At 38.8% G+C, this 17,158-nt stretch carries 15 protein-coding genes; 9 read left to right on the top strand and 6 right to left on the bottom strand.

What is annotated here, in order from left to right; translation table 11 throughout:
• The first annotated feature begins 14 nt into the window (after positions 1 to 14).
• The 3 genes from K345_RS0111750 (at position 15) to putP (ending at position 4,948) form a co-directional block, all read left to right on the top strand.
• On the top strand, positions 15 to 1,199 hold the full coding sequence (locus K345_RS0111750) for a lipoprotein N-acyltransferase Lnb domain-containing protein (RefSeq protein ID WP_028974312.1): 1,185 nt from the start codon (positions 15 to 17) through the stop codon (positions 1,197 to 1,199).
• Between the two features lie 66 nt (positions 1,200 to 1,265).
• Positions 1,266 to 3,371: a methyl-accepting chemotaxis protein gene (locus K345_RS0111745; protein ID WP_028974311.1), complete on the top strand. Its 2,106-nt coding sequence runs from the start codon at positions 1,266 to 1,268 to the stop codon at positions 3,369 to 3,371.
• Positions 3,372 to 3,469: 98 nt separating this feature from the next.
• The gene (putP, locus tag K345_RS0111740; RefSeq protein ID WP_037572126.1) at positions 3,470 to 4,948 is read left to right on the top strand and encodes a sodium/proline symporter PutP; all 1,479 of its coding nucleotides are present in this window, start codon (positions 3,470 to 3,472) and stop codon (positions 4,946 to 4,948) included.
• A gap of 56 nt (positions 4,949 to 5,004) precedes the next feature.
• On the opposite strand, the gene K345_RS0111735 is transcribed toward putP, so the two are convergent.
• On the bottom strand, positions 5,005 to 7,176 hold the full coding sequence (locus K345_RS0111735) for an MFS transporter (RefSeq protein ID WP_169714808.1): 2,172 nt from the start codon (positions 7,174 to 7,176) through the stop codon (positions 5,005 to 5,007).
• A gap of 152 nt (positions 7,177 to 7,328) precedes the next feature.
• Here K345_RS0111735 and K345_RS0111730 point away from each other — a divergent pair, with 152 nt between their 5' ends.
• The 6 genes from K345_RS0111730 (at position 7,329) to K345_RS0111705 (ending at position 14,423) form a co-directional block, all read left to right on the top strand.
• Entirely contained in the window at positions 7,329 to 8,273 is a 945-nt protein-coding gene (locus tag K345_RS0111730; protein WP_083963746.1) for a mechanosensitive ion channel family protein, read from the top strand.
• A 32-nt stretch (positions 8,274 to 8,305) separates the two neighbouring features.
• Positions 8,306 to 8,917, top strand: a complete 612-nt coding sequence (locus K345_RS0111725) for a TetR/AcrR family transcriptional regulator (RefSeq protein WP_028974307.1) — start codon at positions 8,306 to 8,308, stop codon at positions 8,915 to 8,917.
• A 49-nt stretch (positions 8,918 to 8,966) separates the two neighbouring features.
• A complete protein-coding gene (locus K345_RS0111720) occupies positions 8,967 to 10,730 on the top strand; it encodes an ABC transporter ATP-binding protein (RefSeq protein ID WP_028974306.1) in 1,764 nt (587 codons plus the stop codon).
• Positions 10,723 to 12,456 carry an ABC transporter ATP-binding protein gene (locus tag K345_RS0111715; RefSeq protein WP_028974305.1) on the top strand — a complete coding sequence of 578 codons (1,734 nt, stop codon included), beginning with the start codon at positions 10,723 to 10,725 and terminating at the stop codon, positions 12,454 to 12,456. Before K345_RS0111720 ends, K345_RS0111715 begins: the two co-directional genes overlap by 8 nt.
• A 139-nt stretch (positions 12,457 to 12,595) precedes the next feature.
• Positions 12,596 to 13,288, top strand: coding sequence for an HU family DNA-binding protein (locus tag K345_RS0111710; protein WP_028974304.1), 693 nt, complete (start codon positions 12,596 to 12,598; stop codon positions 13,286 to 13,288).
• A gap of 130 nt (positions 13,289 to 13,418) precedes the next feature.
• On the top strand, positions 13,419 to 14,423 hold the full coding sequence (locus K345_RS0111705) for an endo alpha-1,4 polygalactosaminidase (protein WP_028974303.1): 1,005 nt from the start codon (positions 13,419 to 13,421) through the stop codon (positions 14,421 to 14,423).
• On the opposite strand, the gene K345_RS0111700 is transcribed toward K345_RS0111705, so the two are convergent.
• From K345_RS0111700 to K345_RS0111680, 5 genes are all read right to left on the bottom strand, one after another.
• Positions 14,424 to 14,705: a DUF134 domain-containing protein gene (locus K345_RS0111700; RefSeq protein ID WP_028974302.1), complete on the bottom strand. Its 282-nt coding sequence runs from the start codon at positions 14,703 to 14,705 to the stop codon at positions 14,424 to 14,426.
• 64 nt (positions 14,706 to 14,769) lie between these two features.
• Complete coding sequence (locus K345_RS0111695) at positions 14,770 to 15,156, bottom strand: NifB/NifX family molybdenum-iron cluster-binding protein (RefSeq protein ID WP_028974301.1); 387 nt, start codon at positions 15,154 to 15,156, stop codon at positions 14,770 to 14,772.
• Positions 15,157 to 15,226: 70 nt separating this feature from the next.
• Positions 15,227 to 15,844: an ABC-2 transporter permease gene (locus tag K345_RS0111690; RefSeq protein ID WP_028974300.1), complete on the bottom strand. Its 618-nt coding sequence runs from the start codon at positions 15,842 to 15,844 to the stop codon at positions 15,227 to 15,229.
• Positions 15,841 to 16,704, bottom strand: a complete 864-nt coding sequence (locus K345_RS0111685) for an ABC transporter ATP-binding protein (RefSeq protein ID WP_028974299.1) — start codon at positions 16,702 to 16,704, stop codon at positions 15,841 to 15,843. The genes K345_RS0111690 and K345_RS0111685 overlap by 4 nt, the downstream gene beginning before the upstream one ends.
• Positions 16,701 to 17,081 (bottom strand): GntR family transcriptional regulator, encoded by a 381-nt coding sequence (locus K345_RS0111680; RefSeq protein ID WP_028974298.1) that lies wholly within the window; start codon positions 17,079 to 17,081, stop codon positions 16,701 to 16,703. The genes K345_RS0111685 and K345_RS0111680 overlap by 4 nt, the downstream gene beginning before the upstream one ends.
• Positions 17,082 to 17,158 lie beyond the last annotated feature (77 nt).

The following is a 17,158-nucleotide window of genomic DNA, read 5'->3' as shown; positions in this document are numbered from 1 at the left end:
AGGGTAGGAAGACGATGAAAAAGCTCATATTTATACTTATATTGTTGATCTCTTCAAGCTATCTATTTGCAGATGATCTGGATCAATTTAAAATAGGCCCTCATGCTCAGTTTAGTCTAATTACAGTCAGTGATGGTCCTGAGTTATATGCCACATTTGGCCATACCATAATAAGAATAAAAGACATTGAGAATAATATTGACTGGGCCGTTGATTGGGGTAAGTTTGATTTTAATACAGAAGGGTTTTACTTCAAATTTATACGTGGACGTCTCAATTATTTAATGGATGTAACTCTTTTTCGCTATGCCCTTCAGCAGTATGTTATGAGAGATCTTACTTTAACAGAGCAAGTTCTTCGATTAGATACAGAGGAAAAACAGGACTTCTTTGAGTTTATCAAAGAAACATATAAACCGGAAAATCGTTTCTACAAATATGATTTTTTTAAAGATAACTGTGCTACAAGGATAGGGGAGTATCTTCTTAATGCTTTTCCAGAAGTTGTCCGTTTCAATGCTCCCTATGAAGGAAGTCAAACCTCTTATCAAAGGATGATTCAACCACACTTAAAAGTAAAACCATGGACTGGTATGGGAATAAACATCATATTAGGGCAGGAATCTGATAAAGAAATCCTTAATCATAATAAAATGTTTCTCCCCCACGATCTGATGGAAGCTGTCGATAACGCCGAAGTCTACGAGGATGGTCAATGGTTACCTCTCGTAATGGATAAACATATCATCTATCAAAGCAGGGGGATTACAACACTCTCTGTTCCTCCTTTTTATAGACAACCATTACCTTATACTATTCTCCTCTTATTAATAGGAATGATTCTATTCTATCTCGAGAGAAAGCAGATTATTTCATTAAGAATCTATGATATAGTCGCCAATGTTATCCTTTCCATTTTAACAATATTCTTACTGTTCATGTGGCTGGGGACAGACCATAGTGCTACAGCACTCAACCTCAATATTTTATGGACCTTTCCCTGGGGATTACTACTAATACAAATTCCCTTCATGAAGTCTAACAAATTAAAGCTTGTATTTACCAGTTTTCTTGCTCTTCTTAACTTATGGTTTATAACTCGTGGACTATGGTCGACAGCTTTCGTAAATCCTTCTCTTGTCCCAGTTATAGTTTTTGTTTATTTTCATAACATACATATCATATGGAAAAAGTCATAAAATGAATTTGCCATGTGACCCTATATAATTTAAAGTGGATAATGATTTTTACAGAGGAGTAACTACTTGAATAATCAAGAAAAAAGTAAATTAGATAATCCGTCTAAGCAGGATCATAATAATGCTAAAAAAGCCATTGATAGGGCCATGAAAAAATCAGAAGCCTATTTGAGCTCACATTTCCCTAATTTAAAGGTGAAGGCTATAGTTAATGGCTTGTCCTCTTATACGTTTCTTGTTTTTTTTAGTTTAATAATGGATTCTATTAGTGTAACTCATGGAATGGGATTTGTTCAGAATGAAAAGACTGTAGCATTTCTTTTGGTCGTTCTATTTTTGGACTTGGTAATTCCTTTGCTCATAATAGGTGCTTTTACTTTTATTTATATGACACCTGTTCAAAGGATATATAAAAGACAGTTTTTAACAAAAGATGTGGATTCTGATAAGTATCAGAATAACATAAAAAAGTTTGATAAATACATTCCCTATGTTTCCATCCTCATGTCTGTTCTCTATCTTTTTGGTAATCTTTGGGGACTGGAATACGATACGAGTCTGGTTACAACAGTCTTTCATATTGGATCCCGATTGAGCTTACTCCTTGTTGTGTTGGTTTTCAACTATATAAGGTTCAAGCTATTTGTTAGAAGACGTTTGTTATATGTTCTTGATTTGCATGAAATCAATACAAAGATTAGATTAACCCAAAAGCAATTCTTCTTTAACTCTATCTTGCCTATCCTGTTAATTCTGAATGCTATGTTAATATTCACAGATGTTTCACTACGTCTAACGGATGTTTCCGGTCAACGTATGGAAAATATGCAGAAACGAATGTTGACCCTCATGGGTCAGGATATGCCAAGCATAAAAAATACCTCCTCAGATAAGAGTAACTCCCAAGGTATGCAGATTGAACTTGATACTTTAGGAAAAGGATATTCACTTCTTATTTTTCTTCTACTTATCCAGACTGCCGTTATTTATTATACCTTAGGAATACTGCAAAGAAGGCAAATGAAGGATCTCCAGGATAAAATGAAGGACCTAACAGAAGGGGATGGAGATCTTACCAAAAAAATTAAGATATTAGAGATAGATGACTTCGCCGTCATTATAAGTTATGTGAATAAATTCGTAGAGACTTTGAGAAATAAATTGTTAGTTGTCAAGAATTCTGCTACTCAGGTTCAACAATCTGCAGAAGTCATCCTGAAAGAGTTGCAAAACACCTCTTCTGCCACGGAAGAGATGGTCGCCTCTGTAGAGCAAATCAATAAAACAACCACCTCTCGAACAGAAGTAATTGAACATACCGGAGCCAGTCTTAGAGGAATGATAGATTCTTTAGAATCTGTTAGTGCTTCTGTGGAAACGCAAGCCTCTTTTGTGGAACAAACGTCTTCTTCTATCAATGAAATGGCAGCTAATATTCAATCTGTTCATGAAACCACTTCAACAGCGAACAAATTATCCTCAGAATTGGAAGGTGTCGCTGGAGATGGACACAATGCTGTTCTTAAATCGATAGAGGCTGTTAAATCTGTTGAAGCCTTTAGTGATGAAGTTAACAAAATTGTTGCTGTCATTACCAAGATAGCTGCCCAAACTAACCTTTTAGCTATGAATGCTGCCATAGAGGCTGCCCATGCTGGTGATGCGGGTCGGGGATTTGCTGTTGTAGCTCAGGAAGTAAGGAATTTAGCTGAAAATTCTTCCACTTCTGCCAAACAGATCAAGGAACATATTAAGGAAATGGTATCCCTTGTTAATAATGGAGTAACTCAATCTGATGAGGCTGGTAAAGCATTGACAAGAGTCTCTGATGATGTCAGTAGGTCAAGTCAATTGATCCAGGAAATATCCGCAGCCATGGATGAACAAAGTGCAGGTGCCAATGAAATCCTAGGTTCCATCACCTCTCTTGTTGATGCCACACAAAAAATTAAAACAGTGATAAATGAGGAAATGAGTAAAAATGCTGAAATGCGCCAAGCTGTAGATCAGATTACTCAAGCCTTCCAGGAAATAAAAGTGGCAACACAGGAACAAACAGAAGGGACCAAAGAAATGATACATCTGGTCACTCAATTACAAAGTGTAGCCCGTAATAATCAGGACGTTGTCAAAGTTTTATCTAATGAATTCTCAGGATTTAAGTTAGACTAATTAAGCATTTGACAGAGAAAGTTCATAACCCCTAAGATTAATCATATTAATTAATATTTAATTTAATTAATAATAAGTAAAATCTTAGGGGTTTTTTTATGATCTTGTATTATCTTCAATTCGGATTATATCTACTGCTCATGCTGGTCATCGGGTATATATCGATGAACAAAACAAGAAACAATCGTGATTTCATCATAGGAGGACGGACTCTTGGTCCTTTCACCTCTGCAATATCCGCTGGGGCTTCGGATATGTCCAGCTGGTTACTACTAGGCTTACCGGGATCTGTTTTTGCAGGAGGCTTAAAGGAGGGCGTCTGGATCTCACTAGGATTATTGATAGGAGCCTATGCTAACTGGCTGATTGTGGCAGGGCGACTAAGGTCTATGACAGGTCGTTATGGCACTGTTACTTTACCATCCTTTATATCAAAACGCTTTGATGACAAGCTAGGTATTCTCAAAGTTGTGTCTACTATTGTCATTCTGTTTTTCTTTACCCTCTATGTTGCTTCAGGTCTGAAAGGGGGAACCCTTCTCTTTTCTCATACCTTCAATGCCAGTGAACATCTTGGTTTAATTGTCACTACTGCTGTGGTTGTCTCCTATACCTTTCTTGGTGGATATCTAGCTGTTTGCTGGACTGACCTCATTCAGGGCTTATTGATGCTGGGGGCTCTCATCTTTTGTGCCCTTTTGGCTTACTTTGCCATTAGAGGACAAGGATCACAAATCCTGGCTGCCAGTCCAAATGCCTTTCAATTTAAAACTTCTTGGATATCAGGATTATCCCTCCTGGCCTGGGGCTTTGGCTATTTTGGTCAACCCCATATATTAGCTCGTTTTATAGGGATTCGTGACGTGAAAGATGTGCCTGCCGCCAGAAGAATAGGTGTTACCTGGATGGGGGTGTGTCTAGTTCTGGCTACTGTCATAGGTATCATTGGTATTGGGTATAACTCAATTCATCCTTTGCCAGGTTTAAATGGAGAAGCTGCGAATAGTGAGCGTATCTTTCTTGCCTTAACAAGTGCCTTATTTCATCCCCTTTTTGGTGGTTTTGTATTAGCTGCTGTACTAGCTGCTGTTATGTCTACAGCGGATTCCCAGTTATTGGTACTAACTTCTTCACTAACAGAAGATATTCCTTTTATTGCCAGTCAATCAGGCAAGAAGAAAGCTATGATTAGTCGTTTTGGGGTTGTAGGTTTTGCCCTTTTGGCATTCCTCATTGCCTATAATGATTCGGGAAGCATACTTGGTATGGTTGGTTACGCCTGGGGTGGATTTGGAGCTTCCTTCGGCCCAATCATTGTTTTAAGCGTGTTATGGAAGGGAACATCAAAATGGGGGGCCCTGGCTGGAATGATAGTAGGTGCGGGTACGATCTTTGTCGTTAAGAACTTTATCAACATTCCTGGAGAATATTTTTATGAACTTCTTCCTGGTTTTATCCTTGCTTTTATTGTCACAGTACTTGTTAGTCTTATTACTCCAAAACCATCTTCTGAAGTATTAGAAGTATTTGAACAAAGCAAACATGAGGTAAAAAAAGTTCCTCTTCTGTCAAAATAAAATTTAGGCTGCTGTGTCTATACAGCAGCTTTATTCGGCCTTCTCTTCATCTGCCTTCAATGCTGCTGATTGTTTTTATCCAGGTGCATAGTGAAATATAATCCTGCTAAAGCGAGAGTAGGAGATATGCTATTCCCCTTAAAACCAAGGATGTTCAATCTGAGGGACTCAAAAGGTTCTAATAGGGTCAAAGCTGTACATCTTTTCCTACACCAGTCCCACAAGCCCAGATAGTCCTTTTGTTTACTTAATCTGAATAGTCTTGTGAATTCCTCTTCTGACAGGGACATATCTGCGATCTCTTCAAAAAGGGTATCAAAGCCTCCTTGTTCCGATAAGTTTAATTCATGAAAAAGACTTTCTAAGGGGGGCTGAAAGTTGTTTCTGGTTGAACCAATGATAAATAGGCTTTGTTTAAAGCGAAAACTGTTATTCCGGGGAATCAGATCAAAGATGATTTTCCAATAACCCCCTTCCCTCTCAATAATAGAAAGGGCGATGACCAAGTTAATATAGGTTCTGACATCAAGCTTAGGCGTATAAACTAGGTCCAGTATCTCCTGATGGCAGGAATAATCATGGATACGTGCCATAGATTTTGCCGCTATAGATTTAATATAGGGATAACTTTCCTCCATGATTTGACGCAGCGCCTGTTTAGATTTGGGGCTATTATAGGCGCCCAGAGCAAAGATTGCTGACTGTCTCCACCATGAATAATTATCCATAGCTTCTTCAATAATATCCTCTTCTAATTCTGGTCTAGGGTTCGAAAAGAGTGAGCGGATTACCATTTCCTTATCTCGCAAGGTTGCTAATTTTAATCTCTTTTGTATTTCCTGTGTGGCCAAATGGCTTTGGTCAGATTCCAATTCTGCTAGCAAGCTCTGTCTTCTTACCTGGTTTTGGGTTCTCTTTAATAGGTCAATATTGTGAATAGTCTTTAAGTGTTTTGGGTTAATAAGAATGTTAAGGAATTGATTAGCAGATAGACTACCTCTTTCCTGCAAAAGCAAGGACAATGCAAAATTAAACAGAGCCAATAAGCCCATAAGCCCAAAGGATAAACTGTATTCATGAGGAATGGCTAAGTGGAGTGCTGAAGAAAAATCGGCTAAGTATCCACCTAAAAGTCCTACTCCCAATGATACTAAAGAAAACACCACTGCCACAGCGGAGGAAAAGCCAACACGATCATCTTCGGGAATAGAATTAACAATAAGACGATCTAGTAATAAACGAATCATCCCGATAAAAAACAGGGAAATAAATCCCAGCAGAAAGAAGATCCACAAATCTGTAGATCCAGGTAACATAACCCATATGAGAGATAATACAATGATAATCAGATTAACAATTGTCAAAAGGGGTTTGCTGCCAAAGCGATCAAGAAAGGGACGGGCCAAGCGACTGGATATAATAACCCCGAGGAAATTAATCGTAGTAAAGATAAAAATGATATTAGAAGGAATCCCCACTGATTTACGCAAAAAGGGAACAGTAAAATTAAAAAGTACAATGAGGGACATCCCGCCGCAATATAAGAGGATAAGTATACGGTGTCGGGAATCTTTTAAATAACCTAAGAATTTCTGAAAAGATTCTCCTAAGTTACTTCTCTGAATCGTATCTTTTACAGGTATACGCTTGACTGCTATAGAAGCGGCTGTATTAAGAATAATACCCAAACCTAATAGAAAATAGATACCTTTTAACTCATTGGATTCATAAATGGATAAGCCTGTGAAGCTAATAAAGCGGGACAGCATCATAGAGGCATAGAGCACAACCATGACCTTTGAACTGTAATTCCCTCTTTCAGAAGGCTTTGTTACAATTCCCTGTAAAACATGATTAAGAGGGTAGGCCACATTACGAAGCAAGCAATATAGGGTGTAGACTCCAATAATAAGATAGACAGCATATCTCTGGGGGAGATAGAACACACCTCCATAGGCCAGACAGACAAGTCCCCGTAACAGCCATGCTCCAAAGAATAAGTTAACAATCCTAACACCGGGGAAATACCGGGGAACAAAGAAAACCACCAGACCAGTGAGATAAACTGTTGATGAAATATATCCTAACTGGGTATTGTCTGCACCAAAATGGAGGGCCATCAAGTAGATAATGGTCTCTGCCAAAAAGCTATATCCCAGACCATTAATGAAAGTATAAGTAAGGTAGCTTTTTTGCCCTTTAACTTTATCAGAACGTGACAGAAACATAAGTCCAAGAATGGAGTAAGTTCCTTTTAAAAGCAATACTTTTTTGTAAGGAATTGTCTCTTGTGTGCCTAATAACGTAGGAAAGTAAAGAAGAACCCAAAACATTTGTAAGGTAACAGATATTACCCTTTTCCTAGCAGGACGCCTTTGTTATGATTATACTATCTAAGGAGGCCCTTATTATTAAAAAGACCATAACTCTCATTACTCCCATTGTACTCAGTCTTATCCTAGTCTTAATACGAACATGGGTAATCAGTTATTTTTCTATAAACAATCAGTTTAGTTTAATTATTGAAAAGCTCACTCTTATCCTGGTCATATGTTCTGTCACATGGGCATTACGAGTTTTGATACGGTCCTTTAAGGATGTCTTATTAAGCAAATACAACATCAATGATGAAGATAATCTAAAATCCAGAAAGGTTCACACACAAGTGGGAATCCTTGAAAAGGTACTCAATTTTCTTCTCCTTCTTCTTATGGTAGGGATGATACTCCTTAGTTTTGACTCTGTCCGTCAGATTGGTGTGGGGCTATTTGCTTCTGCTGGGTTGGCTGGTATTGTGATTGGTCTATCTGCTCAAAAAGTGGTAGGAGCTGTTCTTGCAGGAATCCAGATTGCCTTTACCCAACCCTTTCGTTTGGAAGATGCCGTTATCGTAGAAAATGAGTGGGGTTGGATTGAGGAGATACACCTAACATATGTTGTTGTCCGTTTATGGGACAAAAGACGTTTGGTCCTTCCCTCTAATTATTTCTTGGAAAAGCCCTTTCAGAACTGGACTAGAAATAATGCTGAAATTGTCGGTTCTGTGTTCCTTTATCTAGATTATTCTGTCCCCTTAGACGTGATACGAACAGAATTAACTAGACTATTAAATAGCACCTCCTTATGGGACCATAAAGTAAATGTTCTCCAAGTGACCGATTCTACAGAAGTCTCTATGGAAATCAGAATCCTGGTAAGTGCCAGGAACTCTCCCACCGCCTGGGATCTTCGTGTCTTTATACGGGAAAAACTTATAGAGTTTATTCAAAGAGAATATCCAGATTCTCTACCTAGAAGAAGGTACCAACAGGAACATTCCTCTTGACACTATCTACCACATTGTTTAAATAATAGTTAATGCAGATTAAGAAGGATAAGGTTTACACAAATATATTAGATGCTGCTCGTGCTGAATTCCTTGATAAAGGGTTTGACGGGACTAGTATGCGATCTCTTGCTAATAAAGCCGGGGTAAGTCTCAGTAATATTTATAACTACTTTGCCAATAAAGATGACATATTTGAACAAGCCTTGCATGATGTGATTCATTTATTGGACAAAGCTATGATAGCCCACAATCGTGGATCTCATCTGACTATGGATGTCTATGACAATTCTGAGATACTAAAAAAGCAGATCCGTTTCTTTATTCATCTTATACGTAGACATCAGAAAGAGTTATATATTCTGTTCTTCAAATCCAAAGGAGTGGCAAGAGGAGATATTACCCAGCATTACATTGAAAAAATGACAGTCATGGGAGAAGAGTATATTAGGTTAATGTCCCAAAAATATGGACAAGTAAATGGTTCGGTCTCCCTTTTTTTTATACATACCTACAGTGCCTACTGGATGAGTGTAATCAAAGAACTTATAACCCACGAATTATCAGAAGATGAACTGGAGGTCTTTCTGACAGAAGCTATGGAGTTCTCTGTTGCAGGATGGAAGAGAATTATGAAAGTTTGAATTTTTTTAAATCAAAAAAGAACAATGTTCATTAAAGGAGGTTTTATTGATGAACACTCTTAGAAAGCTGCAAAATTACATGGAAGGACGTAAGATCTTTCTTCCTATTGCCCTTTTATTTTCAGCCTTAAGTGCTCTTTTGGGAATGGCTCCTTATATCTTTATATGGCAGATCATAAAGATTTTACTAGGAGGAAGCTATTCTCAGAAGACGATCACCGACCTAAGTTTATTAACAATCGCTACAGGTATTGGTGGTGTTATTAGCTACTGTATTGCTTTGAGTTTGTCCCATTTGGCAGCCTTTAGAGTAGAAAATCGCCTCAGAGCAGAGGGGATTAGAAAGATGATAAACAAACCTTTAGGGTTCTTTAGTCAAAGGTCAACTGGAGCTATTCGTAAAATAATTGATGATAATGTCAGTATCACCCATAGTTTTCTGGCGCATCAATTACCTGATTTAGCAGGAACTATCGTTATCCCCATTGCTTCTTTAGTGATGATTTTTGCTTTCGATTGGAGGTTTGGTCTTGTCAGTTTAATCCCCATGTCTATGGCATTTTTTCTCATGACAACCATGATGTCTCCTAAAGGACGACAGTTTATGATGAATTATATGGGTGCTTTAGAGGACATGAATACAGAGGCTGTAGAATATGTACGTGGTATTCCTGTTGTTAAGGTCTTTCAGCAATCAGTCTTTTCCTTTAAGAATTTTCATAAGACCATAATTAATTATAAGAATATGGTAGCTGGTTATACGAACATGTGGGAGACTCCCATGTCTCTTTATACAACGGTTATCAATAGTTTTGCCTATCTATTTATTCCTTTAGCTCTATTCTTATTCTCGAGAGAACCCTCTTCGACTGTCATCACTAATGTTCTCTTTTATATTTTGATAACACCAATCTTTACTAGTAACATTATGAGATCCATGCATATCAATGAAGCCTTTGCTCAAGCGAAAGAGGCCTTGAGTCGGATTGAGACCTTATTAAAAGCGGATGATCGAAAGGAACCCACCCATTCTGTCACCTTAAAGGATCACTCTATAACATTCCAAGACGTTAACTTTGCTTATCCCGATTCTCAGGACCTAGTTCTTAATAAGATTAATTATGTCCAACCGGAAGGGACTACTTATGCCTTAGTAGGCCCATCGGGAAGTGGTAAAACTAGTATAGCACGTTTGATTCCCCGTTTTTGGGATTGCAATGAGGGGCAAGTACAGATCGGTGGAGTAAATGTATGTGACATTCCCAAAGAGCAATTGATGAACTCCATATCCTTTGTCTTTCAGCAAACCCGATTATTCAAGGGAACGATCAAAGATAATCTATTAATAGGAAAACCAAAGGCCACTGATGACCAGATACTCCAATGTTTATCTCTGGCTCACTGTGAAGATATCATTCAAAAACTTCCTGAAGGTCTTGATAGCCTAATAGGTCCTGGTGGAACTTATCTCTCTGGAGGAGAACAACAGCGTATAGCTCTGGCGCGAGCCATATTAAAAGATGCTCCCATTATTATTCTTGATGAGGCAACCGCATTTACAGATCCTGAAAATGAGCATCTTATTCAAAAGGCTTTTAACCATCTAACCAAAGGGAAGACTGTTCTCATGATTGCCCATAGGCTAACTAGCGTTATCCAATGTGACAAAATCCTTGTCATAAAGGAAGGACAAATCCTCGAAGAAGGAACCCATACAGAATTACTGCAGAAGGAATCCCTTTATACCTACCTATGGGAGGAGTATCAGAGATCCATAAGCTGGAAGATTGGAAAGGAGGTAGTAAATGTATAAGTATTTGCAACAGCGTTTATCTTTGTCCCCTGAGGGTGCAAAGTCTTTTCTCAAAGGGGTGCTTTGGACAACACTATTGAATATCGCTCTTATGCTTCCTGCTTTATATGTCTTTGTATTCTTGACAGAGCAAATACAACAGAAGATCCTCCTTCCCCAAAGTACCCATCCTATTTTCCTTTATATAGGGATAGCAGTGCTTTTCTTTGGGATTACCTGGTTGATCGCAAAAGGACAATATCGAAGTACATTCACCTCTGTTTATGAAGAAAGTGCTAACCGCAGACTTTCCTTGGGAGAAAAACTAAGAAGATTACCACTTAGTTTTTTTGGGGAGAAGAATTTGAGTGATTTAACAGGAACCATCATGAGTGATTGTACAGAGCTGGAACATACCTTTAGTCATGCGGTACCCCAGTTATTTGCTTCCCTTATCACGATTGCCATGGCCTCTATTGGGTTATTTATCTACAACTGGCCTATGGCTCTGGCCTTATTATGGGTGGCTCCTGTTGCAGGAGGTCTTGTATTACTATCTAAAAGGATACAAATAAAAAACAATGAGAAGATTTACTTAGCGAAACGAGCTGTAAGTGACCATGTCCAGGAAGGCATGGAGAATGTACAAGATATTAAAGCTTACAATAGGGAAGATTCCTATAGTAGGGAGACCGATCGTAAGCTCAAGGAATACGAAAAGGCCATTGGAAAGGGCGAATTGATTACTGGACTCTTTCTTGACAGTTCGAAGGGAGTCTTAAAACTAGGAATCCTAACCCTGGTCCTTGTTGGTGTTTATCTAAGCACGCAAAGTTCCACACAAGTATTCCCTTTTCTTGTTTTTTTAGTCTTTGCTTCTCGAATCTATGAACCCATACAGGAAGTCCTTAATAATTTAGCCGCTCTCTTTCATCTGGATATCCCCATATCCCGGGTTCAGCAAATGGAGGCACTTCCCGTACAGGAGGGAAGCAAAGATTTTGCTCCCTCTTCTTATGACATTCAATTTGAGAAGGTAGAGTTTGCCTATGAAGAAGGTAAAACAGTCCTTAATAATGTGAGCTTTTCTCTGAATCAGGGGGAAGTTACCGCCCTTGTAGGACCTTCTGGAAGTGGCAAGTCAACAGCTGCCAAATTAGCGGCTCGCTTCTGGGATGTGAACAAGGGACAAATAACCATAGGGGGCATTGATATTAAAAATGTTGATCCAGAAACCCTCTATGAATCCTTGTCCATTGTGTTTCAGGATGTGGTTCTCTTTAACTCTTCCTTGTTGGATAACATAAGGATTGGACGTAAGGATGCCAGTGATGAGGAAGTGTTGAGGATAGCCCAATTAGCTCAATGTGACGAATTCGCCTTGTCTATGCCAGAAGGTTATAACACGGTTATCGGAGAGAACGGACGTACTCTGTCCGGGGGAGAACGACAGAGAATCTCTATAGCCAGAGCTCTTTTAAAAGATGCCCCCATTGTCATTCTGGATGAGGCCACTGCTTCCTTAGATGTGGAGAATGAAAGCAAAATACAAAAAGCTCTGTCTTACCTTATCAGCAATAAAACCGTACTGGTGATCGCCCATCGCATGAGGACAATAGCCCAGGCAGATAAGATTATCGTATTTGATCAGGGCCATGTAAAAGAGTGGGGTACACCTCAAGAACTAGAACAGAAACAGGGTCTCTATTATAAGATGATTCAAAGACAATTAAGTGTGACTACTTAAATGTTTAGTAGTTTCCTCCTTTCTTAAGGGAAAGGAGGAAACTTTTTTGTATTTTTAAGAAAAAAGTTTAAAAATTTTTCTCGATATTCCAGAAACAGCTGAGAAGTAGTTAGTAAATACTCATAAACAGGAGAGTCCTATGATTAACTACTATCTTATCAAATCTGAGCTGGATACTAACCAGGAAGAACCTTATGTGGCTCATATAAATCACAATCAAGTTCTGGATCAAAATGATCTTATTAAGGTTATGGCCCACAAGAATACTACTGTTACACGTCAGGATATTTTAGTTGTCCTGGATTTATTTGAGGAAGTCATAGAGGATCAACTATTATTGGGAAATAAGATTTCGACTAATCTCTTCCAATTTAAGTTGTCCTTAGGAGGGAGGTTTAAGAACAGAACAGAAAGTTATGACAAGAAGAAGCACCAGCTTCGTGCTTTATGTAATTTGAATTTATCCTTTAAGAAAAGGATCTCCCGCTTGGCTTCCTTGACGGCCATCCAAAAAAGAAAATCCCACATAGCCATTGATACTATTATGGATTTTGGTTCTTCCTCAGGAAGGCATATCACTCCCGGTGGACTATGTGAGATCAAAGGTTATGGTTATAGTCCCTATGAAGAAGATAAACTTCAGATTCAATTAATCCATGATGATGGACAGGTCTATGTGGTCGACCAGATCCATAGGATTCTTCCTAAAAGCATACTTTGTAACTGGCCTTCCTTTCTTCCAAAAGGTATTTACACAGTACAAATGTTGATGAAAACTCAAGACGGTGCCCAAGGGACTAGCTATCATCATCAATTTTGTCTGACTCTTTAGCCTATTTTGTCAGACCTTTTATACGAAAACGTCTGAGGTTTTTACCTAAAAGGTCTGACCTTTTTGATCTATCTCCAGTAACAAACAATAAATTTGTTATTTTGACAGAAGTGGTTATATTTAAACGACTATGAAAAGACAGTTTATAACTTTAGGCCTTTGTGGTTTATTTTTTATGGCAAGTTGTCAAAGCCACGATTCTGAGAGCTCTTCTGCTCTGGATAATCCAGAATCGTTCCGGCAAGCTATGCGGGACTTTGTGGAAGACATAAGCCTTTATGGCAGAAGCTCTGATTCTGATTTTATTGTCATTCCCCAGAATGGACATGAATTACTCGTTTATGATAACACTACCAGTGCAGATAAAAATTATACCCAGGCTATAGATGGTGTAGGGCGGGAAGACTTATTCTATGGATATGAAAATGATGACGAAGGGACCCCCACCTCTGATAGAGAGGAAATGATCACCTATATGGACATAGCGAAGAGTCAGGATATTATTCCTCTGGTAACAGATTATGTGTCTACTACTGCAAAAATAGATGACTCATATGCCCAAAACAACGCAAAGGGTTATCTCTCTTTTGCTGCGGATCACAGGGAGCTTGATCATATTCCTTCCTATCCTGTTCATCCCTATAAGGTTAATAGCAATGACATAACTAGTTTAGGAGAGGCTAAGAATTTTCTTTACCTTTTAAATCCCACAGAAAATAGTGCTTTTACAAGCAAATCTGTTTTTTTAGATGCTCTTGCTAATACCAATTATGATGTAATTATTATGGATTTATTCTATGACGGTTCCCAAGACACTGAGCTTAGCGCCTCTGAGATCAATAGTTTAAAGACAAAAGCCAATGGTGGTAAGCGTCTTGTTATTGCCTATATGAGTATAGGAGAAGCAGAAGACTATCGATACTATTGGAAATCTTCCTGGTCCTCCCGTTCTCCTTTATGGCTGGATAAGGAAAATCCTGATTGGAAAGGGAATTATAAAGTTCGTTATTGGAGTCAAGACTGGCAAAGTATTATCTATGGTGATAGTGATGCCTACTTGGATAAGATACTGGCCGCATCCTTTGATGGGGTTTACCTCGATATCATCGATGCTTATGAACATTTCGAAGATTAATTAGGATTCATCAGGGATGATGAGTTCTTTTTGATGTAAGATAACATCGAGCACCTTTGATCGTCCTGAACTTAATAGCCGCTGTATTGTTCCTCTTGATATGGACATTCTCTCAGCGGCCTCTATTTGATTTAATCCTTCATAATCACAAAGCCTTATCGCTTCAAACTCATCTATTTCAAGGAGTACTTTTTCTAGAAATCTTGCTGGTATACCAGAAGGCTTAAAGTTACGTCCTCCCTGAAGGGGGCGGCAATGTCTTGATTTTTTTCTACCCGGCATGGTGACTCCTCTTGTTAATTTTCTCGATGATCATAACCGGGTAGAGAGGATAGGACAAGCCATTCTAATGGTGGCTACAGTTCTCATGGTGATGTTCATGATCGTGACTGTGATCGTGGTTATGGGAACAGCTTGATCCATTAGATACTAGTTCTCCTTCCATAAATTTACTGATGTTTTCCCCTATATCTCCAGAAGCTCCCAGGATAACTTGGATGTCTTGTGCTTCGAAAAGGGCGACAGCTCTCTGTCCCATTCCTCCTGTAATGATCACATCAGCCCCTTGCTCATGGAGGAATTTAGGAAAAGATCCGGGAACATGTTCAGGGGGATCAAGTTCTTTTGAGCTCAATACTTGCTTTCCGTCAACTTCACATAATAAGAATTTCTTAGAATGACCAAAATGTTCTTCCACATTAATACCATCATTTGTAGGTAGGGCTATTTTCATTTTCTACTCCTTAAGTGTGCATATGCACAATTAAGGGTAGTCTTATAGGGGGTATTGGTCAAGAGGGTTTCTATATTTCTTTGTTCTTAAAGATGTGAACACTGAATTTATAACAAACAAGAGAAAACACTATGGTCCAGAGAGGACTGAATAGAAGAGCTCTAGTCACTTTGATGTCTTGAGCGGCAGAACTAAGAAAATAGTAGGGAGATATGATCCCCAGGGTTAGACCGATAAATGTTAAACTGGATAGGATTATGATATAACGACTATAGTCGCTTCCCCATAGAAGAGTAAGAGGAATAATCCCGCTACCGATTCCAATGGCCATACAAAGAGCGACGAGGGACATCCAAAGAGCCCCCTGAATGTGCCCTGTAAACAGGACCAAGAGATTACCCCACAGACATCCTCCTCCTGCAAGGATTAGGATAAGAATGTACTTGCCCCTAATGTAGTCTCTACGCTCTATGGGCATTGTTAAGGCGAAGCTTAGCCATTGCATTCTCTCTTCCTGAACAAAGACTCCACTGATCATTAAAGTACTCATCAGGGTTGCAATAATCGTATAGGATCCAGGGTCCTTGTCTAAGAAAATCACAATCCCAAGCAAAAATAAGAGTAATGTGACGATGGCTAAGGTTTGTCTTCTGAGACTGTAGAAGTCTTTGATTAGTAAACTTTTCATGAGGGTTGATCTCCTTTGATGATAAGATCCATGAATTGATCCAAATGGGGGTTTTCCACCATTATTTGGGGATGCCTATCCTGAAACTGTTTTCGATTGATGGTCAGTCCCTGATATTGGTAAGTTTCTTCTTTATAGGCTAATAGTTCTTCTGGTTTTATTGATAGGAAATCCTTCTTGCTGCAAGAGATTAATCCATAATCATAGCGAAGCTTGTCTTTGTTTTCATGAAATACAATCTGCCCCTTGTGTAGAAACAGTATCCTGTCTGCTATCTTTTCCAAGTCCTCTGTCATGTGGGAGGAAAGGAGAACCGAATGATCTGGATTTTGTACAAAATCTAATAGAATATCCAATAGTTTTGAGCGCATGAGGGGGTCCAATCCGTTAGAAGGCTCGTCCAGTATGAGGAGTCGCGCCTGATGGGATAAGGCTACTACCAGGGATAATTGTACTTTCATTCCCTTCGAGTATTTACCCAGGGGCCTGTCTATAGGGAGTTGCCAATCCCTAAGATAGGATAGGTATTGCTTTTGATTCCAATTAAGGTAAGCTGGTGCCAATATCCGGGATAATTGGAGAGGATTCACATAATCAGGAAAACTGTTATTGTCCATAATGACAGCCATGTCATTCTTGAGTTTAGGCCCTTCATTGTCCAGGGACTGTCCCCAGAACTTAACAGAACCATTAGGGGGATGATTGAGGTTTAAGATAGCCTTAAGACAGCTGGTTTTTCCTGCGCCGTTTTCACCTATAATACCTGTGATGCTCCCTTGGGGAAGAGTAAAGTCGATAGGTCCCAATTGGAAGTTTTTGTATTTTTTTACGAGATCCTGAATGACTATTGAATCTATCATTTGTCAAACTCCTGACGGAATATCTTGATCATTCTCACAAGTTCTTCAGTCTTAACCCCTGAGGATTGACTCAATTGGACAGCTTTTTCTATATGATGTTCGATCTTTCTTAGCTGTTCTTCTCTGTACATTTGGGGGTTCTGTGAAGCAACAAAGCTTCCTTTACCAATAATGGTTTCTATGAATCCGTCCTGATTTAATTGTTCGTAGGCTTTCTGTACAGTGATTACGCTAATATGAAGATCTTTAGCCATTCCCCTTATAGAGGGCAATATGTCCCCTGCCATAAGGATTCCTTCCATAATCTGGCTTTTGATTTGGGTACGAATCTGTTCATACAGAGGTTGCTGGCTATTGTTCTTGATAATGATGTCCATGATATTCTCACTGTTATATAGTGTATATGTTCAATATGTACACTATATAACAGTGACCCATTGTTGTCAAAGACAAG

It is taken from the genome of Spirochaeta cellobiosiphila DSM 17781 (assembly GCF_000426705.1).
Taxonomy (GTDB): domain Bacteria; phylum Spirochaetota; class Spirochaetia; order DSM-17781; family DSM-17781; genus Spirochaeta_E; species Spirochaeta_E cellobiosiphila.
Note: the sequence above shows the minus strand (reverse complement) of the source record. Positions and strands in the feature narration are given on the sequence as shown.

Excerpts from the sequence above, each read along its gene's own strand:
- K345_RS0111695 (WP_028974301.1), bottom strand. The coding sequence starts at position 15,156 with ATGAAAATAGCCCTACCTACAAATGATGGTATTAATGTGGAAGAACAT.
- K345_RS0111680 (WP_028974298.1), bottom strand. The coding sequence starts at position 17,081 with ATGGACATCATTATCAAGAACAATAGCCAGCAACCTCTGTATGAACAG.
- K345_RS0111705 (WP_028974303.1), top strand. The coding sequence starts at position 13,419 with ATGAAAAGACAGTTTATAACTTTAGGCCTTTGTGGTTTATTTTTTATG.
- K345_RS0111685 (WP_028974299.1), bottom strand. The coding sequence starts at position 16,704 with ATGATAGATTCAATAGTCATTCAGGATCTCGTAAAAAAATACAAAAAC.
- K345_RS0111730 (WP_083963746.1), top strand. The coding sequence starts at position 7,329 with ATGATTATACTATCTAAGGAGGCCCTTATTATTAAAAAGACCATAACT.
- K345_RS0111750 (WP_028974312.1), top strand. The coding sequence starts at position 15 with ATGAAAAAGCTCATATTTATACTTATATTGTTGATCTCTTCAAGCTAT.
- K345_RS0111715 (WP_028974305.1), top strand. The coding sequence starts at position 10,723 with ATGTATAAGTATTTGCAACAGCGTTTATCTTTGTCCCCTGAGGGTGCA.
- K345_RS0111690 (WP_028974300.1), bottom strand. The coding sequence starts at position 15,844 with ATGAAAAGTTTACTAATCAAAGACTTCTACAGTCTCAGAAGACAAACC.
- K345_RS0111725 (WP_028974307.1), top strand. The coding sequence starts at position 8,306 with ATGCAGATTAAGAAGGATAAGGTTTACACAAATATATTAGATGCTGCT.
- K345_RS0111720 (WP_028974306.1), top strand. The coding sequence starts at position 8,967 with ATGAACACTCTTAGAAAGCTGCAAAATTACATGGAAGGACGTAAGATC.
- putP (WP_037572126.1), top strand. The coding sequence starts at position 3,470 with ATGATCTTGTATTATCTTCAATTCGGATTATATCTACTGCTCATGCTG.
- K345_RS0111710 (WP_028974304.1), top strand. The coding sequence starts at position 12,596 with ATGATTAACTACTATCTTATCAAATCTGAGCTGGATACTAACCAGGAA.
- K345_RS0111700 (WP_028974302.1), bottom strand. The coding sequence starts at position 14,705 with ATGCCGGGTAGAAAAAAATCAAGACATTGCCGCCCCCTTCAGGGAGGA.
- K345_RS0111735 (WP_169714808.1), bottom strand. The coding sequence starts at position 7,176 with ATGTTTCTGTCACGTTCTGATAAAGTTAAAGGGCAAAAAAGCTACCTT.